At 71.1% G+C, this 16,676-nt stretch carries 13 protein-coding genes; 2 read left to right on the top strand and 11 right to left on the bottom strand.

The genetic code is table 11. The features are described 5' to 3' along the window. Positions 1-5: 5 nt before the first annotated feature. The 7 genes from GF068_RS47340 to GF068_RS10235 form a co-directional block, all read right to left on the bottom strand. Entirely contained in the window at positions 6-305 is a 300-nt protein-coding gene (locus tag GF068_RS47340) for a type II toxin-antitoxin system RelE/ParE family toxin (protein WP_153819199.1), read from the bottom strand. After that, the gene (locus tag GF068_RS10265; RefSeq protein WP_153819198.1) at positions 302-532 is read right to left on the bottom strand and encodes a hypothetical protein; all 231 of its coding nucleotides are present in this window, start codon (positions 530-532) and stop codon (positions 302-304) included. The genes GF068_RS47340 and GF068_RS10265 overlap by 4 nt, the downstream gene beginning before the upstream one ends. Before the next feature lie 193 nt (positions 533-725). Beyond that, the gene (locus GF068_RS10260) at positions 726-1,445 is read right to left on the bottom strand and encodes a hypothetical protein (RefSeq protein ID WP_153819197.1); all 720 of its coding nucleotides are present in this window, start codon (positions 1,443-1,445) and stop codon (positions 726-728) included. A gap of 488 nt (positions 1,446-1,933) precedes the next feature. Continuing rightward, positions 1,934-2,371 carry a SpoIIAA family protein gene (locus GF068_RS10250; RefSeq protein WP_153819195.1) on the bottom strand — a complete coding sequence of 146 codons (438 nt, stop codon included), beginning with the start codon at positions 2,369-2,371 and terminating at the stop codon, positions 1,934-1,936. An 84-nt stretch (positions 2,372-2,455) separates the two neighbouring features. Next, complete coding sequence (locus GF068_RS10245) at positions 2,456-3,826, bottom strand: flavin monoamine oxidase family protein (RefSeq protein ID WP_206079436.1); 1,371 nt, start codon at positions 3,824-3,826, stop codon at positions 2,456-2,458. 24 nt (positions 3,827-3,850) lie between these two features. Then, positions 3,851-5,050, bottom strand: coding sequence for an acetyl-CoA C-acetyltransferase (locus GF068_RS10240; protein WP_153819193.1), 1,200 nt, complete (start codon positions 5,048-5,050; stop codon positions 3,851-3,853). Between the two features lie 104 nt (positions 5,051-5,154). Beyond that, positions 5,155-7,782, bottom strand: a complete 2,628-nt coding sequence (locus GF068_RS10235) for a S8 family serine peptidase (protein WP_170319401.1) — start codon at positions 7,780-7,782, stop codon at positions 5,155-5,157. A 155-nt stretch (positions 7,783-7,937) separates the two neighbouring features. Here GF068_RS10235 and GF068_RS10230 point away from each other — a divergent pair, with 155 nt between their 5' ends. Together GF068_RS10230 and GF068_RS10225 are read left to right on the top strand one after the other, a co-directional pair. Then, positions 7,938-9,644: a tetratricopeptide repeat protein gene (locus tag GF068_RS10230; protein ID WP_153819191.1), complete on the top strand. Its 1,707-nt coding sequence runs from the start codon at positions 7,938-7,940 to the stop codon at positions 9,642-9,644. 54 nt (positions 9,645-9,698) lie between these two features. After that, positions 9,699-12,314 (top strand): neutral/alkaline non-lysosomal ceramidase N-terminal domain-containing protein, encoded by a 2,616-nt coding sequence (locus tag GF068_RS10225; protein ID WP_153819190.1) that lies wholly within the window; start codon positions 9,699-9,701, stop codon positions 12,312-12,314. Here GF068_RS10225 and GF068_RS10220 read toward each other — a convergent pair. The 4 genes from GF068_RS10220 to GF068_RS10205 form a co-directional block, all read right to left on the bottom strand. Then, on the bottom strand, positions 12,311-12,742 hold the full coding sequence (locus tag GF068_RS10220; RefSeq protein WP_153819189.1) for a hypothetical protein: 432 nt from the start codon (positions 12,740-12,742) through the stop codon (positions 12,311-12,313). The genes GF068_RS10225 and GF068_RS10220 overlap by 4 nt on opposite strands. 188 nt (positions 12,743-12,930) lie before the next feature. Beyond that, positions 12,931-13,794, bottom strand: coding sequence for an SDR family oxidoreductase (locus GF068_RS10215; protein ID WP_153819188.1), 864 nt, complete (start codon positions 13,792-13,794; stop codon positions 12,931-12,933). Between the two features lie 7 nt (positions 13,795-13,801). Beyond that, positions 13,802-15,274, bottom strand: coding sequence for a sigma 54-interacting transcriptional regulator (locus tag GF068_RS10210; protein WP_153819187.1), 1,473 nt, complete (start codon positions 15,272-15,274; stop codon positions 13,802-13,804). Beyond that, the gene (locus GF068_RS10205) at positions 15,271-16,614 is read right to left on the bottom strand and encodes a protein kinase domain-containing protein (RefSeq protein WP_153819186.1); all 1,344 of its coding nucleotides are present in this window, start codon (positions 16,612-16,614) and stop codon (positions 15,271-15,273) included. Before GF068_RS10205 ends, GF068_RS10210 begins: the two co-directional genes overlap by 4 nt. Positions 16,615-16,676 lie beyond the last annotated feature (62 nt).

Here is a 16,676-nt window from a genome sequence, read left to right as displayed (position 1 = left end):
CCGGCTCATCCCAGCTTCGGCGGCTTCCCTCGGAGACAGCTCCAGATGGCGAGCACCCCGATGACTTTCTTGTCCCGATCGTACACGTAATAAATATGATATTGGGTCCGTCGCAGCAGCAGCCGACGGACCCCTCGGTCCGCTCTCGGCGCGTAGGGCGCTCCCATCTCGGGCGCCCTCTTCAGGAGTCGCAGCGCAAGGGCGAGCTCATTCGTGAAGAGCGACGAGCTCCCCTGGTTGTCCCGCCACCACGCCTCGACCGCTCGAGCTTGCGCGGCCGAGCGTCCCAGGAAAACGACCTTCATCCGCGCGCCCGCAGCTCGTCGAGCAACGTCTCTGCGTCGATGCCCCCGCCGGCCTGCATGTCTGCGAGCCCCTCGTCGAGCGCGGTATGCAACGCGGCGCGCTCGTCCTCGTCGAGCTCATCGCCCGGATCGGCCACCACGAGATCGAGCACCGTGCCCTCGGGCAGATCCGTCGGTTCATCCACCACGATGCGGCCGTTCTGAACACGTGCTTTCAGGGCTTGCACCCGGGCGAGTCTACCCTCCTCGGTCCGGGAGCGCCAGCCTCACCCACCCCAACCCTCCCTCTCCACACAGTGGAGAGGGAGGGAGTTTCCACCTCGAACCCGCGCATTTCGCCCCCTCTCCGCCGCGCGGAGAGGGGGTTGGGGGGTGAGGCTGGCCGCCGGTGCCTATGAACCACCCTCTCTCGAACGCCGCTCACCCCGCCGGATCCGCCTCCCCCTCCTCATTCTCCGCGTCCCCCTTCTTCTTCCCCCGCGTCCCCGCCCCGAGCGCCTCGAACTCCGCGAGGATGGCCGGATCGTCCTCGAACTCGATGCGCCCTGCGCCCTCGATCCGCGCCACGGCGGCGAGGATCCGGTTTGCCGTTCGATTGCGTGCCCGCGTCGTGCCTGGCGCTGTCGCGCGTTTTTGCTCCTGCTGCGCGTCGGCCTGCGTGATTGCGGCCAGCGATTGCTTCAGCTTGGCGATGTCCTTCGGCACGATCCCGAGCGACGTCGCCTCGTCCGGGGCTTTCTCGGCGCGCTCGAGGATGTGCTGAATGGCGACCTGCACGTCTCGCACGTTCGTCTTGTTCACCTTCTGCCCGATGCCGTAGGCGCGTTTCACGTCGACCGGCGCCTTCGCGCGGCGGATGGCGGCGCGGATCTGCTTCACCTGGGCGTGTCCGCTTTCGAGCGCCACGTTTTGCGCGCTCGTGGCTGCGACGGCCTCGCCCTGCGCGAATTTCGCGCCGGGGACGGCCTCGCCGAGTTTTTCGATGTCGATGATGAGCCCATCGACCAGCCCTTGCGGCAACCGCGGGCCGAGCGCTGCGTTGTGGACGAGGGCGAGGTTCAAGGCCTTGAGGCCGAGCTGCGTGATGGTGTTGAAGCTCTTGCTGGGAAGCGTGTTGGTCACGATGAGCGGTGCATTCATGATGATTCCTCCCTCGGGTCTCGTGGGGGTTTGGCGTCGATGCCGGTTCGCGATAGTTGCACGACGTGTGCCAACAGAGACCCGTGAAAGGCGCGGAGGGACCCGTGAAGAGCGCGGAGGGACCCGTGAAAGGCGCGGAGGGACCCGTGAAGAGCGCGGAGGGACCCGTGAAAGGCGCGGAGAGACCCGTGAAGAGCGCGGAGGGACCCGTGAAGAGCGCGGAGGCACCCGTGAAGAGCGCGGAGGCACCCGTGAAAGGCGCGGAATCACTCGTGAAGAGCGCGGAGGGACCCGTGAAAGGCGCGGAGGGACCCGTGAAGAGCGCGGAGGGACCCGTGAAGAGCGCGGAGCGGGTCGGGAGTGATGAAAGTTACGTTCGCCCCTGCCGGAGCGCCCTCTGGGGCGCTTCGAAACGGATCACCTCGCTCCAGAACGGAGCGCCGTAAGCCGCCTCTCAGCCTGTCCCCTCGCCCCCGACCCTGCTCCTGTCAGGAGACCGACCCCAGCGTGACCGACGCCCGCGGGGCTGATCTCGCGCGAATCTCCACGAACCACGCGCGCGCCGCTGCGCGGGTATCGAAGAAGCGGTGACCGATCTTTGCGCCCGTGATCAAACTGGTGGCGCGAATGATCAGATCCAGCACCACCCGGACCGGCGCGGGCGTGCCCACGTACGCGACGAAATGCGGAGGCAGCTTCCGCGGCCGATCCCGCAGCTCGTACCGCGATTCCTGGTTGAATTCGGTCACCTCGGCGATGTCGCAGAGGACGAAGACGACACCATCCGCGAGCAATCGCGTGTCCGCCTCGCGGGCGAGCGCCTTCATCTCGCCGGGTAAAATTTTCCCGCGGAGCTCCATGACGAGGACGTCACCGGGTTCCAATCGAACGACGTGCTTGCCGATCCGCGTCTCCCCCCCGCTCATGCGCGCGATCGTGCTTCAACGTGGAGGGGATGTAAAGGCCCGCGTTCGCCTCGCCGTCAAATTTTCGACACTCGTTCCGCCACTCTATTCTCGCCTGCCCGCGCCCTCGAGCCGCGCCCCCACCTCGCTCGCGGCCCGCTCCCCCGATTGCAGCGCGCCCTCCATGTAGCCCGTCCACTCCGTCGCCGTCTCGGTCCCGGCCCAGTGGATACGCCCCGCCGGCTCACGTAAAACGCGCCCGACCCCGGTCATCACCCCGGGGCCCATCACCCCGACGGGACAACCACGCGTCCATTCCTCCGTCGACCAGTCGTGCTCGACGTATTCGACCGGCCGGAGCGCCCGCTCGCCGAACATCCGCGCGAGGCTGCCGAGCACCACGGCGCGCCGCTCCTCCGCCGGCCTCTCCGAGAAGACACGCGCCTTCTGCCCCACCACGAACCCGAGCAACGAATGCACCGCCCCGTCGTGCGAGCCATTGTCGAACACCACCGACATCGGCCCCGTGCTCGTCACGGCCTCGCCCGACAGCCCCGCCTCCCGCCAGAAAGGACGGTCATAGAGCGCGATACATTTCACCGTCGACCCCATCGGCATCCGCTGCGAGAGCTGATCCCGCACCACCGGCAGCAGGGGACGGTATTCGATACGCCCCGCGAGCGCCGGAGGCACGGCCACGATGGCGTATCGCGCCCGCACCGAGACCCCGTCCGCCGTCACGACCACGCCGCGCGTGTCCTGCTCGATACGGCGCGCGGGCGCCGAGAGCACGACCGCGCCGCCGAGCCGCGCGGCGAGCCGGATCGAGAGCTCCTGCGCGCTGCCCACGAAGCGACGCTCCTGCGCCCCGCCCTCGATCTCGACGAGGCGCATGAGGCCGCCGCCCGCGCGCAGGTACGCGAGGAAATACAGCATCGAGATCTCGCGCGGCTCGGCGCCGAAGACCACCCGCACCGCCGCGTCGAAGAGCTCCCGCACGTCGGCCCGCGATATCAACACCTGCGTGGCCGTCTCCAGCGTCTGGTCGTCCCACGCCAAAGCCTCGGCCGCGGCGAGCGGCCGGCCCTCGGGCAGGCGCGCGGCGAGCGCGTCGAGCTTGCGTAACGCGAGGTGCAGCGCCACGAGCCCCGGCACGGGGAGCGAAGGAATGGTCCCCGCATACGTCGAGATTCGCCCGTCCCGAACCAGGATCTTTTCTCCAGAATGGTACGTCGGGAACGTCGAGACCTCGAGCTCGGCCGCGAGGCGCGCGAGCCGCTTTTGCCCCGCGCCGAGCCATTGCCCCCCGAGGTCGAGGACACGGCCCCCGATCTCCCGGCCGAGCGTGCGCCCGCCGACGCGATCCCGCGCCTCGAGCACGACGACGCTCTTGCCATGACGCGAGAGCGCGTCCGCGGCCGAGAGGCCCGCGAGGCCGGCGCCGACGATGACGACGTCGGCCTCGTGTTCTTTCATGGAAGGGGCCATGGCCTCGAAAACTCAGATTCGCTCGAGGACGAGCGCGATCCCCTGCCCGCCGCCGATGCAGGCGCTGCCCACGGCGATGTTCTTGCCCGTGCGGCGCAGGGTGTGGACGAGGTGCGCCGTGATCCGCGCGCCCGAGGCGCCGAGCGGGTGGCCGAGCGCGATGGCGCCGCCATTCACGTTCGACTTGTCGAGCGGCAGCCCGAGCTCCTTCTGCACGGCGAGCCATTGCGGCGCGAACGCCTCGTTCACGTCGAAGAGGTCGACCGCGTCGAGGGAGAGCCCCGCGCGCTCGAGGGCCTTGGGAATGGCGGCGGCCGGGCCGATGCCCATGAGGGAGGGCTCGACGCCCGCCGAGGCCCATTGCAGGAGCCGCGCGAGCGGCGTCCAGCCCTTCTCCTTCGCCTTCTCAGCCGTCGTGACCACGAGCATGGCCGCGCCGTCGCAGATACCGCTCGCGTTGCCGGCCGTGACGGTGCCGTCTTTCTTGAAGACGGGGGCGAGCTTGGCGAGCGCCTCGGGCGTCGATTGTGGCCTGGGGTGCTCGTCGACGGCGAAGGAGACGGGCGGCGCGCCGCGCTTGCCCGGCAGCTCGATCGGCGTGATCTCGTCCTTGAAGGCGCCGGCCTCGTTCGCCGCGGCCCAGAGCTTCTGGCTGCGCAGGGCATATTCGTCGCATTCGGCGCGCGAGATGCCGTACTTCGTGGCCAGGTTCTCGGCGGTGATGGCCATCGGCGCATTGACGTAACTATCGGTGAGCGCGCTCCAGAGCGAATCTTCGAGCGCCGGGGCCTTGCCAAAAGCAAACCCCTCGCGCCCGCCGCGCAGGACGTGGGGCGCCTGCGACATGTTCTCGGTGCCGCCGGCGAGCACCACGTCGGCGTCGCCGAGCAGAATGAGCTGGGCGGCTTGCACGACGGCCTCGAAGCCGGAGCCGCAGAGCCGGTTCACCGTGAGGGCCGGGACCTCGATGGGCACGCCTGCCTTGAGGCCCACGTGGCGCGCGCAGTAGATCGCGTCGGCGCTCGTCTGCATGACGTTGCCGACGACGACGTGCCCGACGTCGCCCGGCGCCGCGCCGGCCTGGGCGAGGGCAGCTTTCGCGGCGTGTGCCGCCAGGTCGTTCGCCGAGACACCCTTGAGCGCGCCATTCATCGCCCCGAACGCGGTGCGCTTCGCGCCGACGATGACGATGTCCTTGCTGAGCTTGGCCATGTTTTCTCCGTGCCTGTCCTGTGAGGGGCCGGGAGCATGCGACGGACGGCGGGGCCAAGCAAGAGGGGAGTGGGGGGCCGGAGCCCCCCACGCCGGCCCCAGACTCAGGGACGCTCGACCTTGAACACCGGCGACGTCCACGTCTCCCAGTGCGCCGGGTTGCTCGCGTCACCGAGCGCCTTGAGGACCGTCATCTTCAGCATGTAGCTCCCATTCGGCACCTTCACGATGTTCCTGCCCATCGTCGTCGTCCCATTCCACGCGAACGAGTACGTGCCCGTCGGGTCCGCATTGCGGCCGACGTACGTGTACGTGTAGGCCGTGCCCCACGGCTTCGCGAGTGGCCCCGCCTCGACCACCTCGACCTTCAGCATCGCCACCTGGTGCTCCAGGTGCACCGTGACGTAGGGCACGTTCCCCGTCCCCGACATCGAGAAGATCGCGCCGGCCTCCTCCTTGCCGTACGTGCTCGGGGCCGTTTGGCGCGACAGCCACGGGAAGCCTTGCCCCGTCGGGACCAGCGCGACGATCGTTTGATAGTCGCCCTTGAAGCCCATGTACGGCACGCTCAGGGTCGTATTCGTCCCCGCCTGCGTGAATCGCAGGAAGCCGCCATAAACGCCCCTCTCGTCGAGGTCCGCGTTCGGCTCGATCGTCACGTCCACCGTCGCCGTGCCGTGCGCCGGCACCATCACGCTCTGCGCGCTGAACGTGGCGCTCGGCGGCACGCTCGGCCGCGACAGCGCCGCGGGCGTGCCGTACGTGCCCACCGTGGAGACGCCCGGCTCGTGCGATACGTCGTACGTGATGTCCGCGTCGGTGTCGTTCCTCAACGTGATCGTGCGCGTCGTCGGGCCCGCCGCCTCGCCGAGCGCGATGCGGCTCGGCCAGACGCTCGCCTCGGTGAGCGCGGCCTGATCCACACGAATGAGGCCCGCGCCCTGCCGGTGCGCGCTGTCGAGGTGCCCCTGCGTCGGGTCGATACCCCAGAGGACCGGCTGGGCCGTGTTCTGCAGGCGCGCCCGGATGGCCTCGAAATCGGTCTCGCCCGTCGCCTCGATGAGCAGCGCGATGGCGCCGGCCGTGTGCGGCGAGGCCATCGACGTGCCGCTCTGCGAGGTGAAGCCGCCGAGCTCGAGCGGATACGTCGAATAGATCGCCCCGCCCGGCGACGTGAGGTCCGGCTTGAACGAGAGGTCCGGCCCGGCGCCCCACGAGCTGAACGATGAAATGCTGCCGCCGACGCTGTTCTCCGCGGTGACCGTGTCGTCGGTCCAGGTGAGGGTCACGGCCCCCGCGTCCATACGGGCGACGATGACGTCCCCGTCCGCCTGCGTGATTCCAACGCCCGGGATGCCCACGGGCGTCGTCCCGGCGGGCGAGCCCGCGGGGATCGAGAGGCCGGGGACGAGCCCCCCGCCCGTGTTGTTGTAGAAGACGATGGCGACCGCGCCCGCGGCCTCCGCATTCTTGGCTTTCTCGAAGAAGGTGCAGCCGCCGCGCCGCACGAGCGCCACCTGGCCCGTCAGGCTGCCCGCCGCCGGCGGGTTCACGTTGCACGCGTCCGTGTTGATCGTCGCCGCCGTGGCCGTACGCGCGAGCTCGAACGCGCCGCTGAGCGGCGGGATCGGCGCGGTCGAGCTCGCGTTGTACCCGATGAGCTTGTCGTCGGGCGAAATGGCGAACGCGATCGACGTGAGGTGCGTGTTCTCGAGCGAGGCCGACGCGAGCACGTTCGTGCCGACGCCCGGCGCGCCCGTGGCCCAGACGCCGCGGTCGCCATTGTTGCCGCCCGAGCAGGAGACGATCGTGCCGCTCAAGGAGAGGTTCGACGCGGCCACGGCCGTCGGATACTGGGGCCATTGATATCCCGAGCCGATGCTCATGTTGACGACGCGCATGCCGTCCTGTTGTGCGCGCTCCATCGCCTTGATCATGATGTCCGGGCTCGTCGAGCCCCCGCACCCGAACACGCGATAAGCGCCGAGCGTGACGTCGGGCGCGACGCCCACCACCGACCCATTCGCGCCCACGATGCCGGCGACGTGGGTCCCGTGCCCGCCGCAATCGTCCGGGTCCGGGTCGGGCGCCAGGTAGGACCCCGGGCTGCCGGACGCGAAGTCGTCGCCGACGAAATCGTACCCATACGCGACCTTGCAGCCCGGACCGAAGCAGCCGCCGCCGAGGTCGGGGTGGTCGTAATCGACGCCGCTGTCGATGATGCCGACGCGGATGTCCTTGCCCCGGAGCCCGAGCTGGCTCCGCGCGATGTCCACGCCCGTCATCGCGATCGCCGTCGCCATGTCCGTCTGCGCCCCGCCGCCTTCGTCCGGGCTGTCCTCGGGCAGGATCGGGATCACGGGCCACACCGACTTGACGCCCGGGATCCGGGCGAGGTCCGCGACCTGCTCGGGCGCCACGCGGAGGGAGAGGCCATTCCAGAGGCGATGGAACGAGAGCCGCTCGGTGTACCTGATCCCGCGCTTCTCGGCCTCGGCCGCGAACACGACCTTCTGCTGGAAGAGCAGCGACTCCGACCCGCCGCGCAGGAGCGGCGTCTCCTCGAGCTCCACGAACCAGAGATCCGGCGTCTCGTTCTGCTCGGGCGCCACGACGGCCGAGGGATCGTACGTATCGTCGTTACCCAGAGCCTGCTGCCCGTCGGGCTCTCCGCCGCAAGCCGCGAGCATGGAGGGCAATGCAAGTAGATGAATCCAGCGAAAGCGCCTCATGTGTACCTCTTCGGCCGCCGCGTTTGGGGCCCTTTCCAGACAAGTGCCCTCGCCGCAACGAGGCGTCAAGGGGCAGGGAGGCCTTGCCGTCCGCGACGCCGGCCCCATTTCCTCCGCGCGCGCCCTGCGGACGGGGCGGGCGGGAGGGGTGAGAAATGCGAGTTTCATCGAGGGGGTCGCTGTTCGTGCTTTTTGGTCTGCTCGGCGCTCCGTCCCTCCTCGCCCCTCGCGCCGCGGCGAGCGACGGGGGCATTCAGAGCGGAGCCGCGGAGGTCGGGGCGCCCTTGCTCGAAGGCATGGGCAGCCACCGTCGACCCATCACGACGCGCGTGCCCGCCGCCCAGCGTTATTTCGACCAGGGCCTCACGCTCGCGTATGGATTCAACCACGCGGAGGCCGAGCGCTCGTTCCTCGCGGCCGCGCGCCTCGATCCCTCCTGCGCCATGTGTTCCTGGGGCGCGGCCCTCGTGCTCGGCCCGAACATCAATGCGGCGATGAAGGACGCCGACGTCCCGCGCGCGTATGCACATCTCGAGCGCGCCCTCGCGCTCGCGCCCGGCGCCGCGCCGCGCGAGCAGGCCCTCATCCAGGCCCTCGCGAAGCGGTACACGAAAGAGCCCGTCGCCGACCGCGCCCCGCTCGATCGCGCGTACGCCGACGCCATGGGCGAGGTCGCGCGCCGCTTCCCGGACGACGTGGACATCCTCGCCCTCCACGCCGAGGCGCTCATGGACCTGAGCCCCTGGAAGTACTGGGAGGGCGGGGCGCCCCGGGCGAATACCCAGGAGATCATCGGCACGCTCGAGCGCGCGATGCGGCTCGACCCGAACCACCCCGGGGCGAACCATTATTACATCCACGTCATGGAGGCCTCGACGACGCCCGAGCGCGCGCTCGACGCGGCGAACCGGCTCGCCCACCTCGTGCCGGGCGCCGGGCACCTCGTGCACATGCCGGGGCACATCTACATTCGCGTGGGGATGTACCACGAGGCGGCGCTCGCCAACGAGCGCGCCATCCTCGCCGACAATCGATACGCGCGCCACGCGGATCCGGCGAACTTCTATCTCCGGATGTACCGCATGCACAACCCGCATTTCCTGTGGTTCGCGACGACGCTCGAAGGGCGATCGGCCGACGCGCTCCGCGCCGCGCGGCTGCTCGTGGCCATGATCGGCGAGGGCAGCGCGAGCGGCTGGCACGGCGGCCACGGCGGGGGCGGCGAGGTCGACGTGATGACCGAACATTTCCTGGCCACGCCCCTCTATGCAATGGTCCGCTTCGGGCGCTGGCGGGACATCCTGCGCGAGGCGGCGCCGCCCCTGGACCGCCCGTACTCGCGGGGCGTGTATCATTACGCGAGCGCGATTGCTCACTCTCGGCTCGGCGACGAGGCGGCGGCGCTCGGCCACCTCGCCAATCTCGGAAAATACGCGGACCTCCACGCGCTCGCCGAGAGCACGGTGTCGGGCGTGAACTCGCCGAAGGCCGTGCTCTCCGTGGCCTACCGCGTCGCGAGCGGCGAGCTCGCGGCGGATCGGGGCGACCTCGAGGGGGCGATCCGGCAGCTCGAAATGGCCGTGAAGCTCGAGGACGGGCTCCGGTACATGGAGCCCGCGGACTGGCACCACCCGACGCGGCAGATCCTCGGCGCCATCCTGCTCCGCGCGGGAAAGGCCGCGGAGGCAGAGCGCGTGTACCGGGAGGACCTCGCGAACCTGCCGGAGAACGGGTATTCGCTCTTCGGCCTCGCCCAGGCCCTCGAGGGGCAGGGCAAGGCGATCGAGGCGGCGGAGGTCCGGCGCAGATTCGAGGTCGCCTTCGCGCGGGCCGACATCCGCCTCGAAGCGTCGCGGTTCTGAAACGTTCCTGCCCGCCACCCGATTCGGCTATCCTCGCCCGCGAGGAGGCCTTCGGTGACGAAAACACGCAAGAACACGCTCGGATGGATCGCCCTCGGGTTGCTCGGGGCTGTCGCAGGCGGCGCCTGCGGGGACGGCGGAAGCACGAAAACCCCGGAAACCCCCCCGCCCGCGGTGGACCCGCTCGCCCATTGCCAGTTCGAAACCCCGCCGGAGCGCCCGAGCAAACCGGCGAATACGCCGACGGACGTCCGGGCCGGCTACGGCGCGGCCGTCCTGCCCCTGCCCATCGGCGCGCCCGTGGGCGGTTACGCCTCCCGCGCCATCGGCCTCGGCGGCGCCAAACCCGTCGACGACAGGCCCCGCCGCTTCGGCAAGAGCCTCGTCCCCACCGTGGGCGTCCACGACGCGCCGCGCGCCGAGGCCCTCGCCCTCGAGGCCGGCGGCGAGCGCGTGGTCATCCTGCGCGTCGACGCCCCGCTCCTCAACGAGAACACGCTCTTCGAGCTCGAATCCAGGGTCGCCCCCGACGGCTCCATGCGCGGCCGTATCATCATGACCGCCTCGCATAGCCACGCCGCCTGGGCCGGCTACCAGCCGAGCTTCGTGCTCATGCCCGGCGTCGACCGGCCCAAGCTCGCGCTCGCCGAGCGCGCCGTCGCCGGCATGGCCGAGGCCGTGAAACAAGCGCTCGACGGGCTCGCGCCCGCGAAGATCGGCGTCACGGTCGAGAAGGATTTCGACCCGAACGACGAGGTCAACCGCGACAGGCGCGGCGACAACAACGACGTCCTCGGCCCCGACGGCAACGACGCGGGCAAAGGCAAGGACCCGACGCTCTGGGTCCTGCGCGTGGACAAGGCCGACGGCTCGCCGCTCGCGGCCCTCGTCGATTTCCCCATCCACGGTACGATCGGCGGCGGCGACAACCCGCTCGTCTCGACCGACGCCCCCGGCGCCGTCGCGCGCGCGCTCAGCGTCGAGCTCGGTTACCCCGTGCTGCACCTGCAAGGCGCCGCCGGTGACGTCTCGCCCGCGGGCCACGACGGCCGCTCGGCCTGCCCCGACTCGCTGCGTTGCCTCGACATCCCGCGCCTCGAGACGCTCGGCGCCCGCGCGACCGAGCTCATCAAGCCCGTCATCGACGGCGTGCAGACGGGCGACAAGGCCGCGCTCGAGATCGTGACGCGTAGCTTCTACATCGGCCGCGAGGGCGTGGTGAAGCGCCCCGACGGCACCGAGCTGCGCTACGCGGCGTACGATCCGAACGTCGAGGAGTACGTGCCGGACGGGGTCTTTCTCGACGAAAACGGCAAGGTGAAGAGCCCCGTCGACGAGTTCAACACCTACGCCGGCGCGGGCCTCTGCGGCGAGCAGAGCGGCGCCGGCGCGCTCGCGGGGTTGCCCGGCGCGCTCAGCATGCCGGTCTACGGCTCGTGCCTCGAGATCAAGAAGGGCGGCAGCCTCATCTTCGGCATCTTCGACGTGAGCAGCGACGTGCCCCTGCCGCTCTGCGACACCGTGCGCACGACGGCCGCGGCATTACGGATCTCGGGCACGCCGACGGGGGATTACCTCGTCGTCACGGCGCCCGGCGAGGCCGTCGCGCCCTGGGCGGCGTACCTGCGCGGGCTCTCGCCGGCGGGCGCGGATCGGACGTTGCTCATCGGGTATGCCGACGATCACGTGGGATACATCCTCACGGGCGAGGACTGGCTCGCCGGCGGTTACGAGCCGAGCATCAACATCTGGGGCCCGCTCGAGGGCGAGATGATCCTCGCCGGCGTGCTCGACGCGGCGAAGCTCGCGTGGACGCCCGAAATCGAGGACCCCGAGGTCGGCTCCTCGCGCTTCGCCGCCTGGAAATACCCCGACGAGGCGCCGATCACGGCGCTCGAGACCACCGATCACGGCATGACGGCGGCCGTCTCGCCTTCGCTCTTCTGGCCCGACACCGCGACGGCCGAGGTGGGCGCGGCCGAGGTGCCTCGCAGCGTCGGCGCCGCGCGGTTCGCCTGGTATGGCGGCGACCCTGCCGTCGACCTGCCGGAGGTCTTCATCGAGCGCGAGGCCGCGCTCGGGATGTACCAGCCCCTCGCCGACGCGAAGGGCCGGCCGGCGACGTCCTACGACGGCGCGATTGTCACGACGTACTCGCCCGATCCGGTGAACGCGGAGGCGCCCGAGCGTCACGTCTACACCGCGACGTGGCAGCCCGTCCCGCCCGATCTCTTCTCCGCGCAGAAGCCCATGCTGCCGTTCTCGCTGCCGCTCGGAAAGTATCGGTTCCGCGTGAAGGGCAAGGCGCTCGCGGCGTCGGGCGAGACGACCTACGAGCTCACGAGCGCGCCCTTCGAGGTCGTCGCGGCGCCACTCGCGGCCACGTCGACCGCGATACGCGGCGATGCGTCGATCGACCTCGTGGCGAGCCTCGGCGCGGCGCCGGGCCTGCGTGCATTGCGGGTGGGGCCGAGTGATTCGGGCGTGCCGCTGCTCGGGCCGTGGAGTGTGACGGTGACGTTCGGGGACAACCAGACGAAGATCGTCGAGGTCACGCCCGACGGCGAGGGGAAGGCCAGCGTGGCGCTCACGGCGCAGGAGGCGCTGGACGCGGTGACGGTCGAGGTGCGTGACGTGGCGGGTAATGGTGGGATGATGACCGTGAATTAACGGCGCCGCGCCTCTTTGCCGTACTTCTCGCGCGCGGACTTCTTCAGCTCCTTCGCGAGCTTCTTCACGTCCTTCGCCTCGTCGCGCGTCACTTTGCCGTCCTTGCCCGCCTCCTTCGCGGCGGCGCGGATCGCGACGACGCCTGCCTCGAAGTCCTTGCGAATTTGCGCCTTCATCGACTCCGGCAGGGGATGCGCGGCGAGCAGCGCCTCCATTTGCTCGCGGGCGCGCTTGATCTTCGCCTCGACCTTCTCGTCGAAGCGGGCCGCGTCGACGGGGAACTCGCCCTTGCCGTGTTTCTTCTTGTCGATCTTCTCGACCCGGGGCGTCTTGCCTTTCTCCTCGGCGGAGGCGGCGATCGGGGCGGTCGCGAGCGCAAAAGCGAAGGCGAGGGCGACGGGGCGAACGAAAGAACGAAGGCTCGACATGGCGGGGCTCCTTTACGGGCGATTGCCGTGGTTCGAGCGGAGGAAGAGCACGCGGCGTGCCAGGGGTTCGAGTCTGGATCCAGGCCGATTTTGCGGGGTTTGGCCTGCGGAGCGGGCGCCGCACCTGCGGAATCGGGCGCCCGGTGCGGCAGGGCGCGCGCAGGGCCGGGGGGCCGGCACGAGGTCGATTACTGGCCCGCGAGCGCCTCGAACCACGGCCGGATCGGGCGCGTCCCTCGCGCCTCGGCCACCGAATCCGAGGTCGTGACGGCCGCGACGAACTCCATCATGTCGGCGAGGCGCGGGTGCGGGAGCCTGAGCGCGGCGCTCCAGAGCTGGAACACGCCCTTCGGCACGTGCACGATCCGCGGCCTCTTCCCCACGACCTCGAACGCGATCCGCAGGATCTCCTCGCGGGTCAGGATCTCCGGCCCGCCCACCGTGACGACCTCGGGCCCCTGCTCCACCACCGAGGCCACGACCTCCGCGACGCAGATCGGGTGCACCGGGTTCGCCTTCGCCGTCCCGTCGCCGACGACGGAGCCAAACCCCGCGCGGGCCATCTCGACGAGGTCCCCGAGCGCCGAATAAATCCCGGTTGGCCGGACGAACGAACACGAGAGCCCCGAGGCGCGGATCAGGTCCTCGGTGTCGAGGTGCGCCCGGATGTACCGCGTATGATCGTATCCGGGCCCGGGGTGCGCGGAGAGATACACGAATCGCCTGGCCGAGGCGCGCCGCGCCGCTTCGAGCAGGTTCCGGTGGGCGACGAGGTCCACGTCGCGAAAGGAGCGCCGCTCGGAGAACCCGAGCGCCACGTTCGCGCCGAGGCAGGAGACGACGACGTCGATCCCCGCGAGGGCCTCGCCGAGCGAACCGGCCCGCGTCGCGTCCCCGAGGACGACCTCGCTCGCGAGCGGGCGTATCTTTTCGGCATTCTTCGCGCTGCGGGAGAACGTGCGCACGAAATGGCCCTCCGCGCGGAGGAGCCGCAGGGCCTCGGCGCCGACGGCGCCGGTCGCGCCGGCGAGGAGGATACGCAGCGCGCTCATGGTCGCCTCATTCGCTCGTCGCCCGGATCCCGAACCGGGCCATCAATCGCTGCAGGTGCCTCCGGTCGACGCCCGCCTCGCGCGCCGCCCGGGACACGTTGCCGCCCGATTGCGCGAGGATCGCCTCCACGTAGGCCCGCTCGAAGCGCTCGACCCAGGCGTCCTTCGCCTCGTGATACGGCAGCTTGAGCAGGTTCGCCTCGACGCCGCTCGCCTGCGCCGTCTCCTTCGGCGCCTCGGGGTTCGGCGGGGCCTCGGCCTTGCGCTCCTCGGCCCGCGGGCTCACCGCGGGCTCGCCCGGCGCGGCGAAGGCGCCGAGCACGGCCCAGCGCTCCACGATGTTGCGGAGTTCCCGCACGTTGCCGGGAAAATCGTAACGCGACAGCATCGCGATCGCCGTCTCGTCGAGCCGCGCGCACGGCGGCAGGCCCGACGCCGCGCGCCGCCGCGCGAGCTCGTCCTGGATGTGATCCACGAGCAGCCGCAGATCCTCGATCCGCGTCCGCAAGGGCGGCACCCGCACGATCACCACGGCGAGGCGATAGTAGAGGTCCTGCCGGAACCGCCCCGCCTGCACCTCACGCGCGAGCGAGCGGTTCGTCGCCGCCACGATCCGCACGTCGACCGAGCGTGAGCGATCCGAGCCCACGGCCTTGACCTCGCGCCGCTCGAGCGCGCGCAAGAGCTTCGCCTGCATGTCGAGCGGCAGCTCGCCGACCTCGTCGAGGAAGATCGTCCCCCGATCCGCCGCCACGAACGCCCCCTGCCGCTCCCGCACCGCGCCCGTGAACGCGCCCTTCTCGTGGCCGAAGAGCTCACTCTCGAGGAGCTCCCGCGGGATCGCCCCGCAGTTCACCGCGACGAACGCGCCCGCGCGCGCGCTCGCCTCGTGCAGCCCCTCGGCCGCGAGCTCCTTGCCCGTGCCCGTCTCGCCTTCGAGCAGCACGGTCAGGTCGCTGGCGGCCACGCGCTCGAGCAACGCGAACATCTCGCGCATCGCCGGGCTCGCGCCGAGCATGCGGCCGAACCGCGCGCGCGGGCTGATCTCCTGCTCCACCGTCTCGGCGAGTGGCTCGAGGCGAAGCACGCTGTTGCCGAGGCGCACGAGCGTGTCGTCGGTGATGGCGACGCGCTCGATGCGCAGGTCCCCCACGAAGGTGCCGTTCGTGGAGCCGAAGTCCGTGAGCGAGAAGCCGTGGGGCCCGAGGCGCACGGCGAGGTGCTCGCGCGAGACGGCCGGGTCGCGCAGGGCCACGTCGACGTCGGGGCTACTGCCCACGCGGACCTCGTCCTGCGCGAAGACGTGCGCGGCGCCCACGTCACGCGCGTCGGGCGCGTCGACCACGACGACGCGCAGCTTGCGGATGCGGCGCACGGAGGGGCCGCTCGTCGCGTCGATCACCTCGGTCACGGGCCGCCGTCCACCCGACCCGGCGGGGGCGCTGCCGAGCACTTTCGTCCCTCTCTCGCCGTCGCTCATGGCTCGCGCTCCTCTGCCTCCTCGTCGTCCTTGTTGCCCGCCTTCTTCGGGGACACGAGCACCACCTGCTCGTTCGGGCGCATCCGGAAGGTGTACTCGCGCCGCGCGCCCTTCGGAAGCACGACGACGACCGTGTGCTCCCCCGGCCGGAGCTCGAGCCTTCCATCAGCGGGCAAGACAACCTTCTGCCCGTCGACCTCGACCTGCGCGCGCCGACCTGCGACGGCCGCGAGCGAGACCGAGCCCCGCTGATTGCGCACCATCACGCGCGCCGAGACCTGCCCCATCACGAAGAGGAGCACGGCGCCGAGGGCGACGGGCAAATACACGTTCGAGGGGCGCCTCGGCGGCGGCGCGGGCGGGGGGGGCGGGGGGGGCGGGGGGGGCGGGGGGGGCGGCGCGGGCGCGGGCGCGGGGGCCGCCGCGGCGAGCGCGGGTCTTTCGGACGAACCACGCGCCTCGGGTACCACGAGCGGCGCGAGCGCCGTTGGCTCCTCGGGGGCGCGCGCGTGATGCGCCGCGACACGCGCGGCGAGGGCCTCCCGATCGAGCGCGAGCGCCGAGAGGCCCTGCACGATCGACGCGCTCGTGGGCCTGCGCGCCGGGTCCCGCGCGAGCGCCGCGACGAGGCCCGGCACGCGCGCGTCCCACGCCGCGAGGTCCCGCGGAGGCTCGCCACGCGCGCCGGCCGAGGCGAGGTCGTCCTCCGGGAAGATGCGCCGCCCGAGCGCGCACTCGGCGACCACCACCGCCCAGCCGTAGACGTCACTCGCGGCGCTCGCCTCGCCGGGCAGCGCCGCCTCCGGGGCCAGATAACCCGGCGTCCCCGCGACCTCGGCCCGCGCCTCGCCCGCGCGCCGCGCGAGGCCGAGGTCGACGAGCTTCGCCTCGCCGGTCTCGTCGATCATCACGTTCGAGGCCGCGAGGTCGCCGTGCACCCAGCCCTTCTCGTGCAGCGCCGCGAGCGCCCGCGCGACGTCGAGCGCCACCGCGCGCACCGCGCCCTCGGGCATCGGCGGCTCCCCGCTCGTGACCTCGTCGAGCGGCGCCCCGCGCACGTGTTCGATGGCCACGTACGGCAGGCCCGCGAGCTCGCCGCGCGCCGCGAGGGCGGGCAGGGCCGAGGCGCGCACCTCGGCGAGCACCTCGCCTTCGCGCTGGATGGCCTGCGCGGCGCGGCCCGAGGCGCGTTCGCCCAGCACGGGCCGCTTCACCACGAACGTCTGCCCGCTCCGGTCGCCGAGCCGGACGGCGACGAGCACGTCCGACCGCGCGCGCCGCGAGAGGAGCTGCACGAGGAGGAAGTCGCCGAAGAGCTCGGGCACGAACGGCGCGGGCACGGGCGGACCTTACCCGAGAACGACCGCAGGCGGGAACCTTCGGCCGCCGGCGGCGTCCGCAC

Source organism: Polyangium spumosum, assembly GCF_009649845.1.
In the GTDB taxonomy this organism is placed as follows: Bacteria; Myxococcota_A; Polyangia; order Polyangiales; family Polyangiaceae; genus Polyangium; species Polyangium spumosum.
This window is presented reverse-complemented; position numbering and strand designations above follow the sequence as displayed.